This is a genomic window from Rhodopseudomonas pseudopalustris, assembly GCF_900110435.1.
Taxonomy (GTDB): domain Bacteria; phylum Pseudomonadota; class Alphaproteobacteria; order Rhizobiales; family Xanthobacteraceae; genus Rhodopseudomonas; species Rhodopseudomonas pseudopalustris.
Genome location: NZ_FODT01000012.1, coordinates 38310 through 56396, shown reverse-complemented (window position 1 = coordinate 56396; position 18087 = coordinate 38310). Strand labels below are relative to the sequence as shown.

Here is an 18087-nt window from a genome sequence, read left to right as displayed (position 1 = left end):
ACTCACCGAGCCGCAGCGAGCGCCGTCTTCACCGCGTCGATATCGCCGGGACCGCCGACCGGCATGCCCACGGCGCCGTCGGCGATACGCTTGACCAGCCCCGACAACACCTTGCCGGCGCCGATCTCGAAGAACTGGGTGACGCCCTGGCCCGCCATATAGGCGACCGACTCGCGCCAGCGCACGGTGCCGGTGACCTGCTCGACCAGCCGGCGGCGGATCTCATCCGGGTCGGTGATCGGCGCGGCCAACACGTTGCAGACCAGCGGAGCCGCGGGCGCCTTGATGGCCACGCCGGCCAGCGCCTCGGCCATCGCTTCGGCAGCGGGCTGCATCAGGGCGCAATGGAATGGCGCGGACACCGGCAACAGCATCGCGCGCTTGGCGCCCTTGGCCTTGGCGATCTCGACGGCGCGCTCCACCGCTTCCTTGTGGCCGGAGACCACGACCTGGCCACCGCCATTGTCGTTTGCGGCCTGACAGACTTGCCCCTGCGCGGCTTCGCTCGCGACAGCCACGGCCGCGTCGTAGTCGAGCCCGAGCAGCGCCGCCATCGCGCCGACGCCGACCGGCACCGCCTTCTGCATCGCCCGGCCGCGGATCCGCAGCAAACGCGCGGTGTCGCTGAGGGTCAGCGATCCGGCGGCCGCCAGCGCCGAATATTCACCGAGCGAATGGCCGGCGACGAAGGCGGCGTCGCGCCCGATCACCACCCCCGCCTCGCTCTCCAGTACACGCAGCGCGGCCAGAGAAACCGCCATCAGCGCCGGCTGGGCGTTCTCTGTGAGCTGCAGCGTTTCCGCCGGTCCCTCCCAGATGATCGCGGTCAGCTTTTCGCCGAGCGCTGCGTCGACTTCGTCGAACACCGCCTTCGCTGCCGGAAAGGCATCGGCCAGCGCCTTGCCCATGCCGACCGCTTGCGAGCCCTGCCCCGGGAATGTGAATGCTGCAGTCATCTGCGTTCCTGAACCTGTCTGAAGTTGCGCCGTAAGACACCCCACGGACCGGCTGTGTCAAGCTGACCAACGCACGGGCGGGTCCGGGTCCGCATTCCTGGCCGGGCGGCTTCATGCGCCTGCGAAGCCCCCGCATTTCCTACCGGGAAACCGCAACGGCCTCGCAAACGCTGTATTTTCAGCATCCCGGCAGTGAATTGTTTACTCTGTCTGCATGCCAAGCAGCGTCCGAGCGCATCTATCAACAGCTGTTCGACGAAAGCCCAATGACATCAAGTGGCCCTTTGCATTTGATGCGCCGCGTGAATACAGCAGCCCCCGATCATCCCGAACCTTTGAGCGCCGAGCGTCGCGGCGCGCCGAGCCGCGTGGTCGCGTGGCTGATCAACGGCCCGCGACCGCAGCCCCGCTCGATCACCCATCGTTTGTTGCTGCATGGTCTGACCCGGAAACGCACGCTGGTGCTGGCGATCCTGTCGACGACGCTGCTGACGATCGTTGCGGCTGCAATGACCGGCGCGGCGTGGGCCTATGCCTGGGTGTTGATCGAGTTGGCGTTCGGCGTCGCGCGCTACGGCGCTCTCGACAGGCTCCAGAAGGCGCGCGTCTCCGGCCAAGCCGGCGACGCCATGCTGCCGCTCTATGTGGGACTGTGCTGGGGGATCAGTTACTCCGTCGGCTGCGCGTTGTGCGTCCTGTCGGGCGAATGGCCGCTGATCATGCTGGCCGGCATGGTGATCGCCGGCGTCGCCGGCGGCATCGCCTCACGTAACGCCGGTACGCCGCGCTACGGGATCGCGCTGATCTACATTCTCGGACTTCCCTACACCTGCGCCATGATGGTCTCGCCGATTCCGCACATGTACGTGGTCGGTCTGCTGGTGCCGGTCTGGGGGCTGGGAATGGCGCTCATCCTGATGGAGAACTACGAGATCCTGCTCAATCTGTTTCTGAAGGAGCGTGAGAACCAGTGGCTGGCGAATTACGATTCCCTGACCGGCCTGCCCAACCGGACCATGCAGCGTCAACGCTTCGAGCAGTTGCTGCGCGGCGCGACCGGCACGACAGGCCGAGGCTATCAGCCGCTGACGGTGTTCTGCCTCGACCTCGACGGCTTCAAGGCGGCCAATGATCGCTACGGTCACGCGCTCGGTGACGCAGTGCTCGTGACCGTCGCCGAACGGTTGCGCAGTTGCGTGCGCGAGCACGACCTGATCTTCCGGGTCGGCGGCGACGAGTTCGTGATCCTGCTCCCGGCCACCGGAGCCACGGAAAGCGCCGCGATCGCCGAACGCGTCATCGCGCGGATCGCCGAGCCGTTCGACCTCGGCAGGACGATCGCTCTCACGATCGGCGTCAGCATCGGCAGCGCCACCTTCCCGCGCGACGGCCTGACCGCCGACGCCTTGTTACGCTCCGCCGACCACGCGATGTACGAGGCCAAGCGGCGGGGAAAAGGCACCCTCGTGCACTGCGATACGATCGACGACCCGACCGACCTGGTTCCCGAATTCGACGCCGACGCCCGCGTGGCAAGGACCGTCTGGATCCGCTCGGAGGCCTGATCCGCCAAATCCAGGGTCGCGAGGCCCGGGATTCCCGCCCGACCCTTGCCCGACCCTTGCCATTGCAACGAAAATACGTATAACCCGCGCATCCGCAGATCCCGGCCGGGAGCTGAACGGACGGTCTCAGCATTTTTGCCTGTCGGTTTTCATATGTCAGGCGATTTTGATGCGGCAGGGCCAGTCGGCCCGTCGTCCCGTGCTTCCGCCTTCTGAGCAGTCGAGTCCTTTCCGAAGGGTTCGAAGGGCTTGCCGCCGGTTCTGCGACAACACAGGAAAGGACTGTCATGCCTCTTTATGAGCATGTTTTTCTCGCGCGTCAGGACGCGAGCACCCAGCAGGTGGAAGAACTGACGACCCAGATCACCGGCGTGATCGAAGGTCTCGGCGGCAAGGTCACCAAGACCGAAGCCTGGGGACTCCGCTCCCTCACCTATCGCATGAACAAGAATCGTAAGGCGCATTTCGTGATGCTCAACATCGACGGCCCCTCCGCGGTGGTCGCCGAAGTCGAGCGCCAGGAGCGCATCAACGAAGACATCATCCGCTATCTGACGGTGCGCGTCGAAGAGCACGAGGAAGGCCCCTCGGCGATGATGCGCAAGGCCGATCGCGATCGCGAGCGGGACGACCGCGGCGGCCGCGAAGGCGGCGGCTTCCGGGGTGACCGTGAAGGCCGTGGCGATCGCGAAGGCGGTGGATTCCGTGGCGATCGTGGTCCGCGCCGTCCGCGCGAAGACGCCGACACTGCCGCAGCGAGCGAGGAGTAAGAATCATGGCTGAAGCAGGTGCACGCCGTCCGTTCTTCCGCCGTCGCAAGACCTGCCCGTTCACGGGCACGAACGCGCCGAAGATCGACTACAAGGATTCCAAGCTGTTGATGCGTTACGTCTCGGAGCGCGGCAAGATCGTGCCGAGCCGCATCACCGCGGTCTCCGCCAAGAAGCAGCGCGAACTCGCGCGCGCCATCAAGCGCGCCCGTTTCCTCGGTCTGCTGCCCTACGTCATTCGCTGATAATATCACCCGCGGCGTTCGCGCCGCGGGTTTCACCTCATGTTGCAAGTCATAAGGCGTCCGATCGTCCGGCCGCCGATGGTTGGGGCTTTTCGCCTCTAACCGCTCGAAAGGAGCGGGACAGCTGATGATGATGATCCAGATCCTGATCGCGATTGCCGCCGGGTGCGCCTCGGCGCTGATGTTCGCCTCGATCATTTCGGGCGCGCTGATCTCGTTGCTGCTGTTTTATCTGGCGCCGCTGCCGCTGATGGTGGCAGCGCTCGGATGGGGCGCAATCGGCGCCGCGGTCGGTGGGTTGCTCGGCGCGGCCGGGCTCGCAGCAATCTTCAATTTCTCCTACGCGATCGCCTTTGTCGTCACAGTCGTTGCGCCGGCCTATTGGCTCGGCCACCTTGCGATGCTGGCGCGACCATCGGACACAACGGACGCCGCGCCCCCTGCCCTGGAATGGTATCCGGTCGGCCGAATCGTGGCGTGGATAGCTGGCTTCGCCGCGCTGACCACAATGGCTGCGCTGCTGACGCTCGGCACCGACAGCGCGACGATCAGCGAAGGCCTGCGCGCTGGATTGCAGCGCACGCTCGGCTCTCGAAATCCCGGCGACGCCGACAGGCTGATCGAGGCGCTGGTCGCGGTTGCGCCACCCGCCGCCGCGACGGTCGCGATGCTGACGCTGACCTTGAACCTCTGGCTCGCCGCCAAGATCACCGCGACCTCGGGCCGGCTGAACCGGCCGTGGCCGGACCTGCGGACCGCAACGCTGCCGGCGATGACGCTGGCGGTGCTGTCACTGGCGCTCGGGCTCAGTTTCGCCGGCGGCCTGGCGGCCTTGATCGGCTCGATCGTCAGCGCGACGCTGCTGATCGGCTACGGGCTGATCGGCGCCGCCACGCTGCACACGCTGACGATGGCCGCGCGCCATCGCGGCTTTCTGCTCAGTTCGACCTATGCGCTGGTGCTGATCTTCCTGTGGCCAGCGCTCGGTTTGATCGCTCTCGGCATCGGCGATGCCGTGTTCGGCTTTCGTCAGCGCTATTTCCAGCGCCGCTCGATGCCGCCGCCGACCACCACCTGATTCAGACCCTTATCAATCAACTCGAGGAGAACAACATGGAAGTCATTCTGCTGGAACGCGTCGCCAAGCTCGGCCAGATGGGCGAACTGGTTCGCGTCAAGGACGGTTTCGCCCGCAACTTCCTGCTGCCGCGCGGCAAGGCGCTGCGTGCGACCGCCGCGAATCGCGACAAGTACGAGCACATGAAGGCCGACCTCGAGGCGCGCAACATCGAGGCCAAGGCTGAGGCTGCCAAGGTGGCCGAGAAGATCGACGGCAAGAACGTGATCGTGATCCGGCAGGCGTCGGAGACCGGCCAGCTGTTCGGCTCGGTGTCGGTGCGCGACATCGTCACGAGCTTCGAAGCCGACGGCGTCAAGATCACCCGCAGCCAGATCCTGCTCGATGCGCCGATCAAGACCATCGGCAGGCACACCATCGAAGTCGCGGTGCATCCGGAGGTCGAGGTCGGCGTCTCGGTGACGGTGGCGCGCAGCGTCGAGGAAGCCGAGCGCATCAATCGCGGCGAGGACATCTCGAGCCGTCGTGAAGATCAGGACGCCGCCGCCGAGGCGATCGCCGCCGCAGGCGAGTTCTTCGATCCGGACGCGCAGCAGGACGAAGAGCCGGAGCAGCAGTAAGCGCCGCCGCGCCCCATCCTCAACGAAAAGCCCGACCTTTCAGGTCGGGCTTTTTGCTTTGAGGAGACCTCGATTTAACGAGAGATCGGAACATCTGACGCGCTGCCCTGCGCAGGCGGCGGCGGAATCGGCGTCACGGCGATCGACGGCTCGCCGGGCGTCGTTGCGGCGGGCGTCGTTGCGGCGGGCGGTGAGGTCGTCGCGGACGCAGGCTGCTCCGCCGGCTTCGCAGCAAGCGGAGCGGCCTCAGGGGTCTTCGACGTATCGACGGCCTTCGGGGCCGGCGTCACCGCCGGAACCGGATCGGGGCGCAGCGGCACCTCAGCGGGCGTCGCTGCGCGGTCGGGCTGCGCAGCCTCGGTCTTCGGCGTTTCGGACTTCGAAGCATCTGGTTTGGAGGCGTCAGTCTTGGGAGCGTCAGTCTTGGGAGCGTCAGTCTTGGGCGTATCAATCTTGGAAGCGTCCGGCGGGGCGGCGTCGGTCCTCGGCGCATCTGGTTTCGAAGCGCCTGCCTTCGACTCGTCCGGCTTGGCGCCATCCGGTTTGGCGCTGTCTGATTTCGCGGTGTCTGGCTTCGCGCTGTCTGGCTTCGCGCTGTCTGGCTTCGCGATGGCCGGCTCGGTCGCGGCCGGCGACGGCTTCTGAGGTTCGCCCTTGGCCGCATCGGCGCCAGCAGGCGCGGCCTGTCCAGGCTTGTCCTTCCGGCCGTGCTTGCGACGTTCCTTCGCCGGCGGTTGCTCCGCAGGCGCCGGCGCGGCGGTCTCTGCCGCGGCAGAGCCTTCGGCCGGCTTGTCCGCCTCCGGCTTGGGCTGGCGTTTGCTGTTGCGACTACGGCGGACGCCCTCTTCGGCCTGCACAGGAGCGCCCGCCTCGGGCGCCACAGTTTCGGGCCGGGCCGCCTCACCCGCCACCGGGCGCTGCCTGCGGCCCTGCCGGCCCTCCGGCTGACCGGGTTCGGATTTCGCGTCGTTCTGCTTGTAGCGGGTGTCGGTAGCGCCGTTCGATATCAGATACGAGGCGAGCAATGAGGCCATGTCGCTGCTGGTCGTGTAGTGCTGGCGCAGAAACGACGCCAGCGAGCTCGGAGGCACCGACCGCACCAGACCGCGGGCGCCCTTGTGGCAAGCCGCGCAGGTGCCGGCAAAGATCTGCGACGGGCTCTTGCCGGCTTCAAGGTTCTGCGCGTGGACTGGATCCGAAACGACAGAGCCGATCAGGAGCAATACAGCCGCCGAACTGAGCAACCGGCTCACCATTTCATCCTCCGAAGCAAAAAAATCGCCGCGACAGCGGCGGTGACGTTTTAACGGATTGTGAGATGATTGGAAGCGCCGAGATCGCGCTCTCCGGGGATGAAACGGAGCGGAATATCAGCCTCGCACACGCTGGTTTCCCTGCGCGGCCATCCGAGCGTCGACTGCTGATCGACCTCGCCGGCCATCAGCGAGAGCTACATCGACGGCGAGCTGTACTGAGAAGGATTGATCGCGGATCCTGCAGCTGCACGATGCACAACGCTGAAGGCGCGGCGCGAACGCCGTCTCGTTCATCGCGACGAGCCGAGTTCGACGCGACGAGCCAAGCCGCGCTGGCGATTTGCGACAGCACTCGCGCGCTTGCCTGCCTCAGGCCGCCTCGGTTAGCCGCGAGCAGGTCTCGCTGTCCCGCCGAGCCTTGCCACCCGACAAAAAATCGTGGGTTGCGCGCAGCAAGGCCTGATCACACGGGACGCGACGGGTCTCGTCGCAAGAGACCTTGTCGAACGATTCGACCAACGATGTCAGCCAGAGCCGGTCGGATACGTCGCATCGCTTTTCCTGAGCCATCGCCGTTCCCGTGTTTCGTTGTCGTTATTTTGCGTGATCAACCCACTGTCGCGTCAACCGTTCCCAACATCCCTAAGCCAATCGAGTTGCCCCGAGGTGTGAGGTTTCTCACAAAAGACGCCGGCACAGCGAGATAGGCAGATCTATGGTTCGAACAGCGTCACCAGAACCCGTTCGAATGTCCCGAACGACATTTCGGTCGATTCCGCCCTGATCGCGCTCAGGATCGCCGCAGGGCTGATCGGGGCGTTTTGCCTGTTCTTGGTGTGACGTGTTCGGCTCAATGAATAGGTGTCTAAGGGAACCGACGAGGTTCAATTGTCCAACCGGGGGGATTCCGCGGCTTCTCGCGCCTACCCCCGTCAAGCCTGCCGGTTCGCTTGCAGGCCGCCATCCACATCTTGTTGGCGGGCTGGTGCATAACGCGCGATTGATGCTTTCGCTCCCGGGTGAATTGGCGCTTTAGTCGCGCCCCGCATCTGACAAATTCGAAAGAACAATCGAGACTATGGCCCTGACTGATTCGAATGTTCTGAAACTTGCGCCTGACGCCAGCGCACCTGCCTACCGGACAGCGCCCCACAACATCGAGGCGGAACAGGCCCTGCTCGGCGCCATTCTGGTCAACAACGACGCGTTCTACCGGGTGTCGGATTTCCTCGAGGCGAAGCACTTCTTCGAACCGATCCACCAGACCATTTTCGAGACCGCCTCCAGCATCATCCGGGCCGGCAAGGTTGCGACGCCGATCACGCTCAAGACCTTCCTTGCGGCCGACCTCGATCTCGGCGGCTTGACGGTTGCGCAATATCTGGCGCGGTTGGCTGCCGAAGCCACCACCATCATCAACGCCCACGATTACGGCCGGACGGTCTACGAATTGTCGCTGCGCCGCGACCTGATCGGGATCGGCACCGATATGGTCAACGTCGCGTTCGACGCACCGGTGGATTTTGCGCCGCGCAACCAGATCGAGGACGCCGAGCGCCGGCTGTACGAACTCGCTGAATCCGGTCGATATGACGGCGGCTTCCAGCGCTTCGCCCAGGCCCTGACCACCGCCGTCGACATGGCGGCGAAGGCGTTCCAGCGCGACGGAAAGTTGTCCGGCATTGCAACCGGAATGCGCGACCTCGACACCCGGATGGGCGGCCTGCAGCATTCCGATTTGATCGTGCTCGCCGGCCGCCCCGGCATGGGCAAGACCGCGCTCGCGACCAACATCGCCTACAATGTCGCCAAGGCCTATCGCGGCGAAGTCCAGCCCGACGGCACCATGAAGGCGGCCAATGGCGGCATCGTCGGCTTCTTCTCGTGCGAAATGTCCGCCGAGCAACTCGCCACCCGTATTCTCGCCGAACAGGCCGAGATTGCGTCCAGCAAGATCCGCCGCGGCGGCATTTCGGAGGCGGATTTCGACAAGATCCGCGACGTCTCGATCGAGTTGCAATCTCTCCCGCTTTATGTCGACGAAACCGGCGGCCTGTCGATCTCGCAGCTCACCGCGCGCGCGCGACGGCTGAAGCGGCAGAAGGGGCTCGATCTTCTGGTCGTGGACTATATCCAGCTGTTGCAGGGCAGCAGCAAGAAGGGCGACAACCGCGTCCAGGAAGTCACCGAAATCACCACGAGCCTTAAGGCGCTGGCGAAAGAGCTGAACGTCCCGGTCATCGCATTGTCGCAGCTCTCGCGTCAGGTCGAGTCCCGCGACGACAAGCGGCCCCAGCTCTCGGACTTGCGTGAATCCGGATCGATCGAGCAGGACGCCGACGTCGTCATCTTCGTGTTTCGCGAAGAATACTATCTGCAGAACAAGGAGCCGCGGCCCGGCACGCCCGAGCACGAGAAATGGGCGATGGAAATGGACCTCGTCCACGGCAAGGCGGAAGTCATCATCGCCAAGCAGCGTCACGGCCCGACCGGCACCGTCGACCTCCAATTCGAAGGCCAGTTCACGCGCTTCAGTGACCTGACCGACGCCAGCCACCTGCCCGACCGGATCTGAGGCGCTCCAACTCCCGTTGAACGAAGTTCGGGCAGAGATTATTGTGCGGCATGAACATCCTCCCCGACCCGAACGCGACTGTCGCCAGCCTTTTGACGCCTGAGGCCGCAAAGGCTGCGGCGCTCGCCGCCGCGACCGCTACGGCGCCCGGCGTTCTCACCGTCGACCTCGACGCCATCGTCGCCAACTGGCGCAAGATCGAGAAGACCGCAGTGCCGGCCGAAGCCGCCGCGGTGGTCAAGGGCGACGCCTATGGCTGTGGCATCGGGCCGGTCAGCAAGGCGCTCGCTGCCGCCGGCTGCAAAACGTTCTTCGTGGCCACGCTCGGCGAAGCCGGCGCTGTCCGTGCGATCGCGCCGGATGCGGTGATCTACGTCCTCGACGGCTTCTTCCAGACCACCGGCGACGAATTCGCCAGGCTCAACTGCCGCCCGGTGATCGGCGATCTGTACGAACTCGCCGAGTGGGACGTGTATTGCCGCCGCACCCGATGGAGCGGCGGCGCTGCGATCCACATCGACACCGGCATGAACCGGCTCGGCCTCACCGTCGCCGAAGCGCAGGGCATCGTCCCCAGGATCGCAGCGGGCGACCACGGCATCACGCTGGTGATCAGCCACCTCGCCGCCGCGGAAGCGCTCAACCATCCGATGAACGCCAGACAGGTCACGGCGTTTCGCGAGATCGCCAGCCTGTTCACCGGCGTCGCCGCGTCGCTGTCGGCCTCCTCCGGCGTCTTCCTCGGCCCGCAATTCGCCTTCGACATGGTGCGGCCGGGAGCCGCGCTTTACGGCATCAATCCGACGCCGGAGGCCGACAATCCGATGAAGCCGGTGGTCGATCTCAAAGCGCGCATCGTGCAGGTGCGCAGCGTCGAGCGCGGCGACAGCGTCGGCTATGGCGGCACCTGGACGGCGCGGCGGCCGACCCGGATCGCGGTGCTGTCGGCCGGCTACGCCGACGGTTACTTCCGCGCGGCGGGCTCCAATGACGGCACCCGCGGCGCCGATGTCGTCATCGCCGGCCAGCGTTGCCCGATCGCCGGGCGGGTTTCGATGGATCTGCTCGCGGTCGACGTCACCGACCTGCCCGCCAACGCCGCGCGCCGCGGCCTGATGGCGACGCTGATCGGCGACGGCATTACTGTCGACGAGCTCGGGCATCATTTCGGCACGATCGGCTACGAGGTGCTGACCAGCCTCGGCGCGCGCTACGCGCGGATTTATTCCGGTGGCGACGCCAAGCCTGAGGAGACGCCTGCAGAACAGAGCGGGGCCTAAACTCCCGCCTCAGCCGTGCGAGAAGGCCGAGCTAATCCTCGTGAACCAGGAACAGGAACCCGGTGATGGCGGCGCAGAACGCAAACGATCCCCCCATTCCGGCCACGAACACGATCTGGACCACAAGCGGCGCTTCGCTGGTCGCAATCACATTCGAAATCCCGAAATAGTTTCCGGCCAGCAGAACCAGCGCAAAAACGGCGCCGAACACGGCGCCCATGGCGAAATGTCCGGCGATCTGCCGCCATTTCCGCCGCTCGTACTCCCTGCGCTCGTCGTCCCGCATCTTCAGCCTTTGCGCTTATCGAGCAGAGCCTGCAACCCCTTCCGATGCGCGCGCATTCGCGGCTCCGACCCAGAAGCTCATCCGCAGCGCGACGAGGAACAGCGGCAGAATGAAAACCGGGCCGAGCGCAAGCCCGGTCAGATGCGCCAGCGACGCGGCGACCAGCGGAAGCAGCAACAAGAGACCCGCAGAAACTTGCAGCGCCCGGTCGGACACCGGGGAAGCGCCGCCGTGCCAGAGCCACGCCACGGCCAACGCGCCGAACACCAGATCATAGTCCTGCAGGTACGGCGTCGCGAAGCAGGTGCCGAGCACAAGCACAGCATTCTTGACGCCGGCCGACGCACGTCCGAACCAGACCCACGCGACGGCGATGCAGGCGAGTGCGCCCGTCGCGATCTGGACCGCATAAGCGGCCTCGACTGGTGCGCCGAGCCGCCGCGCGGCGACGAACACCGAAACAAATCGATGCCAAACCCCACTGCCGTCTTCCAGAATGATCTGCCGCAGCAAGCCGAGATTGTGTAGATATTGCGCCCACACATCCGTCCCGTAGCCGATTGCGCTGACGGCGAGGAGCCCGCCGGCAACAAGGCTTGCCGATGCGAAGGCGCGCCAATGCCGCCCCGCCAACAGCGCAACCGGAATCAGTAGCCCGAGCTGCGGCTTGTAGATCAGCAGTCCGAGCAATCCGCCGGCGAGCAGCGGCCTTCGCTCCAGCAAACCCAGACCGCCGCCCAGCAACGCCGCTGTCCACGTGCCGTTTTGTCCGCCAACCGCGTTGATGAAAACCGCTGGAGCGGACAGCGCGAGGAGCAGCGCGCTGCGCCCCGGCATCGCCAGACGCAACGCGCGATAGAACGCGTACCAGCCCGCCACCAGCCAAGTCAGCAGCGCCGGCACATAGGGAATGAACGCCAGAGGCGCCGTGAGGAGCAGCAGGACCGGCGGATAGCTGTAGTGATAGTTGTCGAGAGTCGCCCCCACCACGGATTGTTCGAAAATGTGGAATGCGTGGGTATCGTAAATCTCGTTCACGCGGCCGTGCCAGGCGAGATACGCGCCCGACCAATAATTGATGAAGTCGTCGCCGAACGGACGGCCCGCCCCGTTGGTCAGATGATCGCGCGTCTGCCGCAGCAGATCGTACAGATAGCCCAGCGCAGCTACCGCGACGAAGCTCCACGCAACGGCGGTGGTCAGCCTTGGGAGTTCTCTGCGTTGCATCGTGGGATGGAACACTCAGAAAGTTATATTGGGATTAAAGGTGCTCGGTCGGCGCGGAGGCGGACCCAAACATGCTACTGAATGACGTTCTCCTTCTTGATGGCGATTCCCACCTCCATGGCCAAAGCTTCCCCCTCCTTCGTCTGCCAGAAATGCGGCGCGGCGTATAATCGCTGGCAGGGCAAGTGCGAGTCCTGCGGCGAGTGGAACACGCTGGTCGAGGAAGCCGGCGACAGCGGCGTTCCCGTCAGCATCCGCGCCAAGCGCCGCGGGCGGCCGTTCAAGCTGGAATCGCTGGCCGGCAAGAGCGTCGACGCCCCGCGCCTGCCATCCGGCATGGCCGAACTCGACCGCGTCACCGGCGGCGGTTTTGTGCGTGGCTCGGTCCTGCTTGTCGGCGGCGATCCCGGCATCGGAAAATCGACGCTGCTGACCCAGGCCACCAGCCTGATGGCGCGCAGCGGGCATCGCGCGGTGTACATCTCGGGCGAAGAAGCGGTGGCGCAGGTGCGGCTTCGCGCGGAGCGGCTCGGCCTTGCCGCGGCGCCGGTCGAGCTCGCCGCTGAAACCTCGGTCGAAGACATCATCGCGACGCTGTCGGAAGGCGCCACGCCGCGGCTGATCGTGATCGATTCGATTCAAACGATGTGGACCGACACCGTCGAGTCCGCGCCCGGCACCGTGACCCAAGTTCGCGCCTCGGCGCAGGCGCTGATCCGCTTTGCGAAGAAATCCGGCGCTGCGATCATCCTGGTCGGCCATGTCACCAAAGACGGCCAGATCGCCGGTCCCCGCGTGGTCGAGCACATGGTCGATGCGGTGCTGTCGTTCGAGGGCGAAGGCTCGCAGCAGTTCCGCATTCTGCGCGCGGTCAAGAACCGCTTCGGCCCGACCGACGAAATCGGCGTGTTCGAAATGACCGGCCTGGGCCTGCGCGAAGTCGCCAACCCATCCGAGCTGTTTCTTTCGGAACGCGATCTCGGCTCGCCGGGCACCGCTGTGTTCGCCGGCATCGAGGGCACCCGGCCGGTGCTGGTGGAGTTGCAGGCGCTGGTTGCGCCGACAACGCTCGGCACCCCTCGCCGTGCGGTGGTCGGCTGGGATTCGGCGCGGCTGTCGATGGTGCTGGCCGTGCTCGAGGCGCATTGCGGCGTGAAACTGTCGGGCTACGACGTCTATTTCAACGTCGCGGGGGGCCTGCGCATCAACGAGCCGGCGGCCGACCTCGCCGCCGCCGCGGCGCTGGTGTCGTCTCTCGCCAATTCGCCGCTGCCGACCGACGCGGTTTATTTCGGCGAAATCTCGCTGTCCGGAGCGGTCCGGCCGGTGGCCCAGACCGCGGCGCGGCTGAAGGAAGCCGCCAAACTCGGCTTCGCGCGCGCGATCCTGCCCGAAACCGCCCGCGGCGATGCGCCCTCTGATGCGGGGCTTTCGCTGCAGACGGTTGGCGGGCTCACCAGCCTGGTCGCCGACATCGCTGCGCGCGGAACGCCGCGCCCCGCCGGCCGCGATAACGCGCCGGCCGAGAAAAATGCCACACCGGCTCGATTCCGGCGCAACGAAGGCTGAACCGGGGTGACCTTTGCCGAGCGTGCCGCTATACAACGCGCGCGCATCGCGGGCGGGCGCCCAAACGTTTCCATCGACGAAGCGGAACAATGCTGTGTCGAGGGGGCCGTTGACGGTTTTCTCGCCTTGCGTGGCATGCCATATCACCGTCACCTGAGCCGGCGCCGCCCACGCCGATTCGCCGTTTTGCAGACCGAGCGGACCTGACTAGCGATGCCGATTACGATTCTCGACCTCGTTGTCCTCGCGGTGATGTTGGTGTCCGGCCTGCTGGCGATGGTCCGCGGGTTCATGCGCGAAGTTCTGTCGATCGCGGCCTGGGGCGCCGCCGCGCTGGTCACGCTCTACGCCTTCCAGAAGCTGCTGCCGACCGCCAAGACCTATTTCTCGAACGACACCGTGGCCGCCGTCGTCGTGATCGCCGGGGTATTCCTGGGCACGCTGATCATCGTGTCGATCATCACCGTTCGGATCTCCGACATGATCCTGGATTCCAGGATCGGCGCGCTCGATCGGACGCTCGGGTTCCTGTTCGGTCTTGCGCGCGGCCTGCTGATCGTGGTGGTGGCCTATCTGTTCTTCAACTGGCTGGTTCCGGACAAGCAGCGCCCCGACTGGGTGAGCAATGCAAAATCGCGCACCGTGCTTGAAAGCACAGGCACCTGGCTGATGACGCTCTTGCCGGATGACCCAGAGAATACCATCTTGAAAAGGTTCAAGAAGAACAAGCCGGACGAAGAGCAGCAGACCGACGATTCAGCTGCGCCCGGCAGCGGTGAAGGCTATAGCAAACCCGCCCGTGACAGTTTGAAAAAGCTGATAGAGGGCAAACCGGCCGCGAAGTGAGTGCGGCCCGACAGAGAGGCGCGATGGACGCGATGCAGAGCCATTCCGACGACGCCGCAACGCCCGCTTCGGACGCTCGCGACCCGCAAGGTCTGGATAACCATATTCTCGATAGCGACATGTTCGACACTGACGGTGACACGCTGCGCGAAGAATGCGGCGTATTCGGCATTTTCGGCCACCCGGATGCGGCTGCGATCACCGCGCTCGGGCTGCACGCCTTGCAGCACCGCGGCCAGGAAGCCGCCGGCATCGTTTCGTTCGACAACGGCCGCTTCCACTCCGAGCGTCGGCTCGGCCTCGTCGGCGACACCTTCTCCCGCGCCGACGTGATCGCGCGGCTGCCGGGCAACCTTGCGGTCGGCCATGTTCGCTATTCGACCACCGGCGAGACCATTCTGCGCAACGTGCAGCCGCTGTTCGCCGAGCTCAATGCCGGCGGCTTCGCGATCGGCCACAACGGCAACCTCACAAACGGGCTGACGCTGCGCCGCGAATTGGTGCAGAGCGGCGCGATCATGCAGTCGACCACCGATACCGAGGTGATTCTGCATCTGGTGGCGAACTCCAAGCGCAGCCGCTTCATCGACCGTTTCATCGAGGCGTTGCGCGCGCTCGAAGGCGCCTATTCGCTGGTGTCGCTCACCAACAAGAAGCTGATCGGCGCTCGCGACCCGCTGGGCATCCGCCCGCTGGTGCTGGGCGAACTCGACGGCTGCCCGATCCTGGCGTCGGAGACCTGCGCGCTCGACATCATCGGTGCGAAGTACGTCCGCGACGTCGAGCCCGGCGAAGTCATCGTGTTCGATAGACACGGCGTCACCAGCCACAAACCGTTTCCGCCGATGCCGCCACGGCCCTGCATCTTCGAATACATCTACTTCGCACGACCGGATTCGATCGTCGGCGGCCGATCGGTCTATGACGTCCGCAAAGGGTTCGGCGCCGAACTCGCCCGCGAAAGCCACATCGCGGCTGATGTCGTGGTTCCAGTGCCGGATTCCGGCGTCCCGGCGGCGATCGGCTACAGCCGCGAAAGCGGCGTGCCGTTCGAACTCGGCATTATCCGCAATCACTATGTCGGGCGAACCTTCATCCAGCCGACGCAGAGCATTCGCGAACTCGGCGTGCGGATGAAGCACTCCGCCAATCGCGCGGCGATCGAAGGCAAGCGGATCGTGCTGATCGACGACAGCCTCGTGCGCGGCACCACGTCGAAGAAGATCGTCAAGATGATGCGCGACGCCGGCGCCAAGGAAGTCCACTTCCGCATCGCATCGCCGCCGATCACGCACCCCGATTACTACGGCATCGACACGCCCGACCGCGCCGGCCTGCTGGCGGCGACGCATACGCTCGAAGAGATGCGCGAACTGATCGGCGCGGATTCGCTGGCGTTCCTGTCGGTCGACGGCATCTACCGGGCGATGGGCGAGCCGGCCCGCGATCCGGCGCATCCGACGTACACCGATCATTGCTTCACCGGCGAATACCCGACCCCGCTGACGGATATGAATCAGACGGAATCGTCGCCGCGGCAATTATCGCTACTGGCGGAAGCAAGCTGAGCCGCGGACCTGCGGCTCTCTCGTCTTCGACCCCTGCGCGCTCGGCAAAGCAGACGAAACCTTGGCATGGGTTTATTCGCCTCTGTCGCTGTGCAATAGAGCCCCCCATCCGGCGCGCCACTGACGGCGCGCGCGCCCTCCCGTACGGGAGCGGCAAGCTGCAGGCCTCTTCATGACCCAACCCCTCGCCTCTCGCATCGCTCTCGTCACCGGCGCTTCGCGCGGAATCGGCTATGCGACCGCGCGCGCCTTGGCCAAGGCCGGCGCGCATGTGATCGCCGTCGCCAAGACGCAAGGCGGACTCGAGGAGCTCGACGACGCGGTGCGCAATGATGGCGGCCACGCCATTACGCTGGTGCCGGTGGATCTCACCGATTTCGAGGCGATCGCCCGCCTCGGCGCCTCGATCCACGAACGCCACGGCAAGCTCGACGTACTGGTCGGCAATGCGGGCATCGCCGGTCCGTCGTCGCCGCTCGGCCATATCGAGATGAAGTCCTGGACCGGCGTGATCGGTCTCAACCTCACCGCCAACTTCCAGCTGATCCGCTGCATGGAGCCGCTGCTGCGGATGTCCGATGCCGGACGCGCCGTGTTCCTCACCTCGCGTGCCGGCGGCAAGGCCCCGGCCTATCGCGGTCCCTACGCGGCGTCGAAGGCGGCGCTTGATACTTTAGTTCAAGTCTGGGCCAAGGAAGTCGTGAATACGACGCCGATCCGCATCAACCTGTTCGATCCAGGCCCGACCCGCACCAAGCTGCGCGGCACCATCATGCCCGGCGAAGACCCGGAAACGCTGCAGACTCCGGATCAGGTCGCGGAGTTACTGGTACCGCTGTGCCTGCCATCCTGGACGGAAACCGGCAAGCTGTTCGACGGCGCGTCCCGGACCGTGAAAGACCCCTCCGCCGATTGACTCCGGCCCGGTGGCACGATTGACTGATCGCAAGCGGGGGCAAACACCCGCTCACAATCATGCCATTCACAAGGGGGAAATGATGAGAGTAGTCTTCTCGCGTCGTCATGCCGTGGCTATCGCGCTGGCAAGCGCCGCGTTTATCTCGCCGGTACTCGCTCAGGACAAGACCGCAAAAATCGGCGTGCTCAACGACATGTCGAGCCTCTACGCCGATATCGGCGGACCGAACTCGGTCGTCTCCGCCAAGCTGGCGATCGCTGATTCCGGTCTTGAGGCGAAGGGCTGGAAGATCGAGCTGCTCGCCGGCGATCATCAGAACAAGCCAGACATCGGCGTCAACGTCGCCCGTCAGTGGATCGACGTCGACAAGGTCGACCTGATCACTGATACGCCGAACTCGGGCGTGGCGCTCGCGATCAGCAATCTGGTCAAGGAAAAGAACAGCATCCTGATGAATTCAGGCGGCGCCAGCGCCGACCTGACGGGCAAGCAGTGCACCCCCAACACCATCTCGATGACTTACGACACCTACATGCTGGCGCACGGCACCGGTCAGGCGCTGACCAAGGCCGGCGGCAATAGCTGGTTCTTCCTGACCGCGGATTACGCGTTCGGAGCGGCGCTCGAGCGCGATACCACGGCGGTGGTCAAAGCCAATGGCGGTCAGGTGCTCGGCGGCGTCAAACACCCGCTCAACACCGCCGACTTCTCGTCGTTCCTGCTGCAGGCGCAAGCGTCCAAGGCCAAGGTCATCGGCCTCGCCAATGCCGGCGGCGACACCACCAACTCGATCAAGCAGGCTTCGGAGTTCGGCATCACCGCCGGCGGGCAGAAGCTGGCGGCGCTGCTGCTGTTCGTCAACGACGTCCACTCGCTCGGCCTCAAGGTCGCGCAGGGACTGACCTTCACCGAGTCCTACTACTGGGATCTCAACGACAATACCCGCGCCTTCGCCAAGCGCTTCTCGGAGCAGTCCAAGAACAACGCCAAGCCGTCGATGACCCAGGCCGGCGTCTATGCCGCCGTGCTGCATTATCTCAAGACGCTCGACGCGATGGGCGGCAACCCGCACGACGGCGCCAAGGTTGTAGCCAAGATGAAGGAGATCCCGGCCGACGACGTGCCGTTCGGCAAGTCGGTCATCCGCGCAGACGGCCGCCGCCTGGTTCCGGCCTATCTGTTCGAGGTGAAGTCGCCGGCCGAGTCGAAGGGGCCGTGGGACTACTACAAGAAGATCGCGGACATTTCCGCCGAGGATGCGGCCCGTCCATTGTCCGAGAGCGAATGCCCGCTGGTGAAAAAATAACGCCGGCACGCGCAGTTCCGA

17 protein-coding genes are annotated in these 18087 nt (G+C 65.3%); 12 read left to right on the top strand and 5 right to left on the bottom strand.

Annotated features, from left to right (window positions below; genetic code table 11):
- Nucleotides 1-2: 2 nt before the first annotated feature.
- The gene (gene fabD / locus BMY71_RS20030) at nt 3-956 is read right to left on the bottom strand and encodes an ACP S-malonyltransferase (RefSeq protein WP_092685897.1); all 954 of its coding nucleotides are present in this window, start codon (nt 954-956) and stop codon (nt 3-5) included.
- A 293-nt stretch (nt 957-1249) separates the two neighbouring features.
- On the opposite strand from fabD, the gene BMY71_RS20025 reads away from it, so the two are divergent.
- The 5 genes from BMY71_RS20025 to rplI all read left to right on the top strand — a co-directional run bounded on the left by BMY71_RS20025 (nt 1250) and on the right by rplI (nt 5234).
- Nucleotides 1250-2521, top strand: a complete 1272-nt coding sequence (locus BMY71_RS20025) for a GGDEF domain-containing protein (RefSeq protein ID WP_244526122.1) — start codon at nt 1250-1252, stop codon at nt 2519-2521.
- A gap of 287 nt (nt 2522-2808) precedes the next feature.
- Nucleotides 2809-3291, top strand: a complete 483-nt coding sequence (gene rpsF, locus BMY71_RS20020) for a 30S ribosomal protein S6 (protein ID WP_011503385.1) — start codon at nt 2809-2811, stop codon at nt 3289-3291.
- Nucleotides 3292-3296: 5 nt separating this feature from the next.
- The gene (gene rpsR / locus BMY71_RS20015; RefSeq protein ID WP_011503386.1) at nt 3297-3536 is read left to right on the top strand and encodes a 30S ribosomal protein S18; all 240 of its coding nucleotides are present in this window, start codon (nt 3297-3299) and stop codon (nt 3534-3536) included.
- Between the two features lie 130 nt (nt 3537-3666).
- Nucleotides 3667-4614, top strand: coding sequence for a hypothetical protein (locus BMY71_RS20010; protein WP_092685986.1), 948 nt, complete (start codon nt 3667-3669; stop codon nt 4612-4614).
- Between the two features lie 35 nt (nt 4615-4649).
- On the top strand, nt 4650-5234 hold the full coding sequence (gene rplI / locus BMY71_RS20005; RefSeq protein ID WP_011503388.1) for a 50S ribosomal protein L9: 585 nt from the start codon (nt 4650-4652) through the stop codon (nt 5232-5234).
- 74 nt (nt 5235-5308) lie between these two features.
- Here rplI and BMY71_RS20000 read toward each other — a convergent pair whose 3' ends face one another.
- Together BMY71_RS20000 and BMY71_RS19995 are read right to left on the bottom strand one after the other, a co-directional pair.
- Complete coding sequence (locus BMY71_RS20000; protein ID WP_092685895.1) at nt 5309-6490, bottom strand: prolipoprotein diacylglyceryl transferase; 1182 nt, start codon at nt 6488-6490, stop codon at nt 5309-5311.
- 369 nt (nt 6491-6859) lie between these two features.
- Nucleotides 6860-7060 carry a hypothetical protein gene (locus BMY71_RS19995; protein ID WP_011503390.1) on the bottom strand — a complete coding sequence of 67 codons (201 nt, stop codon included), beginning with the start codon at nt 7058-7060 and terminating at the stop codon, nt 6860-6862.
- A gap of 508 nt (nt 7061-7568) precedes the next feature.
- Here BMY71_RS19995 and BMY71_RS19990 point away from each other — a divergent pair.
- Nucleotides 7569-9065, top strand: a complete 1497-nt coding sequence (locus tag BMY71_RS19990) for a replicative DNA helicase (RefSeq protein WP_011503391.1) — start codon at nt 7569-7571, stop codon at nt 9063-9065.
- 50 nt (nt 9066-9115) lie between these two features.
- On the top strand, nt 9116-10345 hold the full coding sequence (gene alr, locus BMY71_RS19985) for an alanine racemase (RefSeq protein ID WP_011503392.1): 1230 nt from the start codon (nt 9116-9118) through the stop codon (nt 10343-10345).
- A gap of 31 nt (nt 10346-10376) precedes the next feature.
- Here alr and BMY71_RS19980 read toward each other — a convergent pair whose 3' ends face one another.
- Together BMY71_RS19980 and BMY71_RS19975 are read right to left on the bottom strand one after the other, a co-directional pair.
- A complete protein-coding gene (locus BMY71_RS19980; RefSeq protein WP_244526118.1) occupies nt 10377-10565 on the bottom strand; it encodes a hypothetical protein in 189 nt (62 codons plus the stop codon).
- An 81-nt stretch (nt 10566-10646) separates the two neighbouring features.
- Nucleotides 10647-11858 (bottom strand): glycosyltransferase family 87 protein, encoded by a 1212-nt coding sequence (locus tag BMY71_RS19975; RefSeq protein ID WP_011503394.1) that lies wholly within the window; start codon nt 11856-11858, stop codon nt 10647-10649.
- A 117-nt stretch (nt 11859-11975) separates the two neighbouring features.
- Here BMY71_RS19975 and radA point away from each other — a divergent pair, with 117 nt between their 5' ends.
- The 5 genes from radA (at nt 11976) to BMY71_RS19950 (ending at nt 18066) form a co-directional block, all read left to right on the top strand.
- A complete protein-coding gene (radA, locus tag BMY71_RS19970; protein WP_092685985.1) occupies nt 11976-13427 on the top strand; it encodes a DNA repair protein RadA in 1452 nt (483 codons plus the stop codon).
- Between the two features lie 213 nt (nt 13428-13640).
- Entirely contained in the window at nt 13641-14273 is a 633-nt protein-coding gene (locus BMY71_RS19965) for a CvpA family protein (RefSeq protein WP_011503396.1), read from the top strand.
- 23 nt (nt 14274-14296) lie between these two features.
- Entirely contained in the window at nt 14297-15841 is a 1545-nt protein-coding gene (purF, locus tag BMY71_RS19960) for an amidophosphoribosyltransferase (protein ID WP_092685893.1), read from the top strand.
- Nucleotides 15842-16013: 172 nt separating this feature from the next.
- Nucleotides 16014-16757 (top strand): SDR family NAD(P)-dependent oxidoreductase, encoded by a 744-nt coding sequence (locus BMY71_RS19955; protein WP_092685892.1) that lies wholly within the window; start codon nt 16014-16016, stop codon nt 16755-16757.
- 82 nt (nt 16758-16839) lie between these two features.
- Nucleotides 16840-18066, top strand: coding sequence for an ABC transporter substrate-binding protein (locus BMY71_RS19950; protein ID WP_092685984.1), 1227 nt, complete (start codon nt 16840-16842; stop codon nt 18064-18066).
- Nucleotides 18067-18087 lie beyond the last annotated feature (21 nt).

Excerpts from the sequence above, each read along its gene's own strand:
- fabD (WP_092685897.1), bottom strand. The coding sequence starts at position 956 with ATGACTGCAGCATTCACATTCCCGGGGCAGGGCTCGCAAGCGGTCGGC.
- BMY71_RS20025 (WP_244526122.1), top strand. The coding sequence starts at position 1,250 with ATGCGCCGCGTGAATACAGCAGCCCCCGATCATCCCGAACCTTTGAGC.
- rpsF (WP_011503385.1), top strand. The coding sequence starts at position 2,809 with ATGCCTCTTTATGAGCATGTTTTTCTCGCGCGTCAGGACGCGAGCACC.
- rpsR (WP_011503386.1), top strand. The coding sequence starts at position 3,297 with ATGGCTGAAGCAGGTGCACGCCGTCCGTTCTTCCGCCGTCGCAAGACC.
- BMY71_RS20010 (WP_092685986.1), top strand. The coding sequence starts at position 3,667 with ATGATGATCCAGATCCTGATCGCGATTGCCGCCGGGTGCGCCTCGGCG.
- rplI (WP_011503388.1), top strand. The coding sequence starts at position 4,650 with ATGGAAGTCATTCTGCTGGAACGCGTCGCCAAGCTCGGCCAGATGGGC.
- BMY71_RS20000 (WP_092685895.1), bottom strand. The coding sequence starts at position 6,490 with ATGGTGAGCCGGTTGCTCAGTTCGGCGGCTGTATTGCTCCTGATCGGC.
- BMY71_RS19995 (WP_011503390.1), bottom strand. The coding sequence starts at position 7,060 with ATGGCTCAGGAAAAGCGATGCGACGTATCCGACCGGCTCTGGCTGACA.
- BMY71_RS19990 (WP_011503391.1), top strand. The coding sequence starts at position 7,569 with ATGGCCCTGACTGATTCGAATGTTCTGAAACTTGCGCCTGACGCCAGC.
- alr (WP_011503392.1), top strand. The coding sequence starts at position 9,116 with ATGAACATCCTCCCCGACCCGAACGCGACTGTCGCCAGCCTTTTGACG.
- BMY71_RS19980 (WP_244526118.1), bottom strand. The coding sequence starts at position 10,565 with ATGGGCGCCGTGTTCGGCGCCGTTTTTGCGCTGGTTCTGCTGGCCGGA.
- BMY71_RS19975 (WP_011503394.1), bottom strand. The coding sequence starts at position 11,858 with ATGCAACGCAGAGAACTCCCAAGGCTGACCACCGCCGTTGCGTGGAGC.
- radA (WP_092685985.1), top strand. The coding sequence starts at position 11,976 with ATGGCCAAAGCTTCCCCCTCCTTCGTCTGCCAGAAATGCGGCGCGGCG.
- BMY71_RS19965 (WP_011503396.1), top strand. The coding sequence starts at position 13,641 with ATGCCGATTACGATTCTCGACCTCGTTGTCCTCGCGGTGATGTTGGTG.
- purF (WP_092685893.1), top strand. The coding sequence starts at position 14,297 with ATGGACGCGATGCAGAGCCATTCCGACGACGCCGCAACGCCCGCTTCG.
- BMY71_RS19955 (WP_092685892.1), top strand. The coding sequence starts at position 16,014 with ATGACCCAACCCCTCGCCTCTCGCATCGCTCTCGTCACCGGCGCTTCG.
- BMY71_RS19950 (WP_092685984.1), top strand. The coding sequence starts at position 16,840 with ATGAGAGTAGTCTTCTCGCGTCGTCATGCCGTGGCTATCGCGCTGGCA.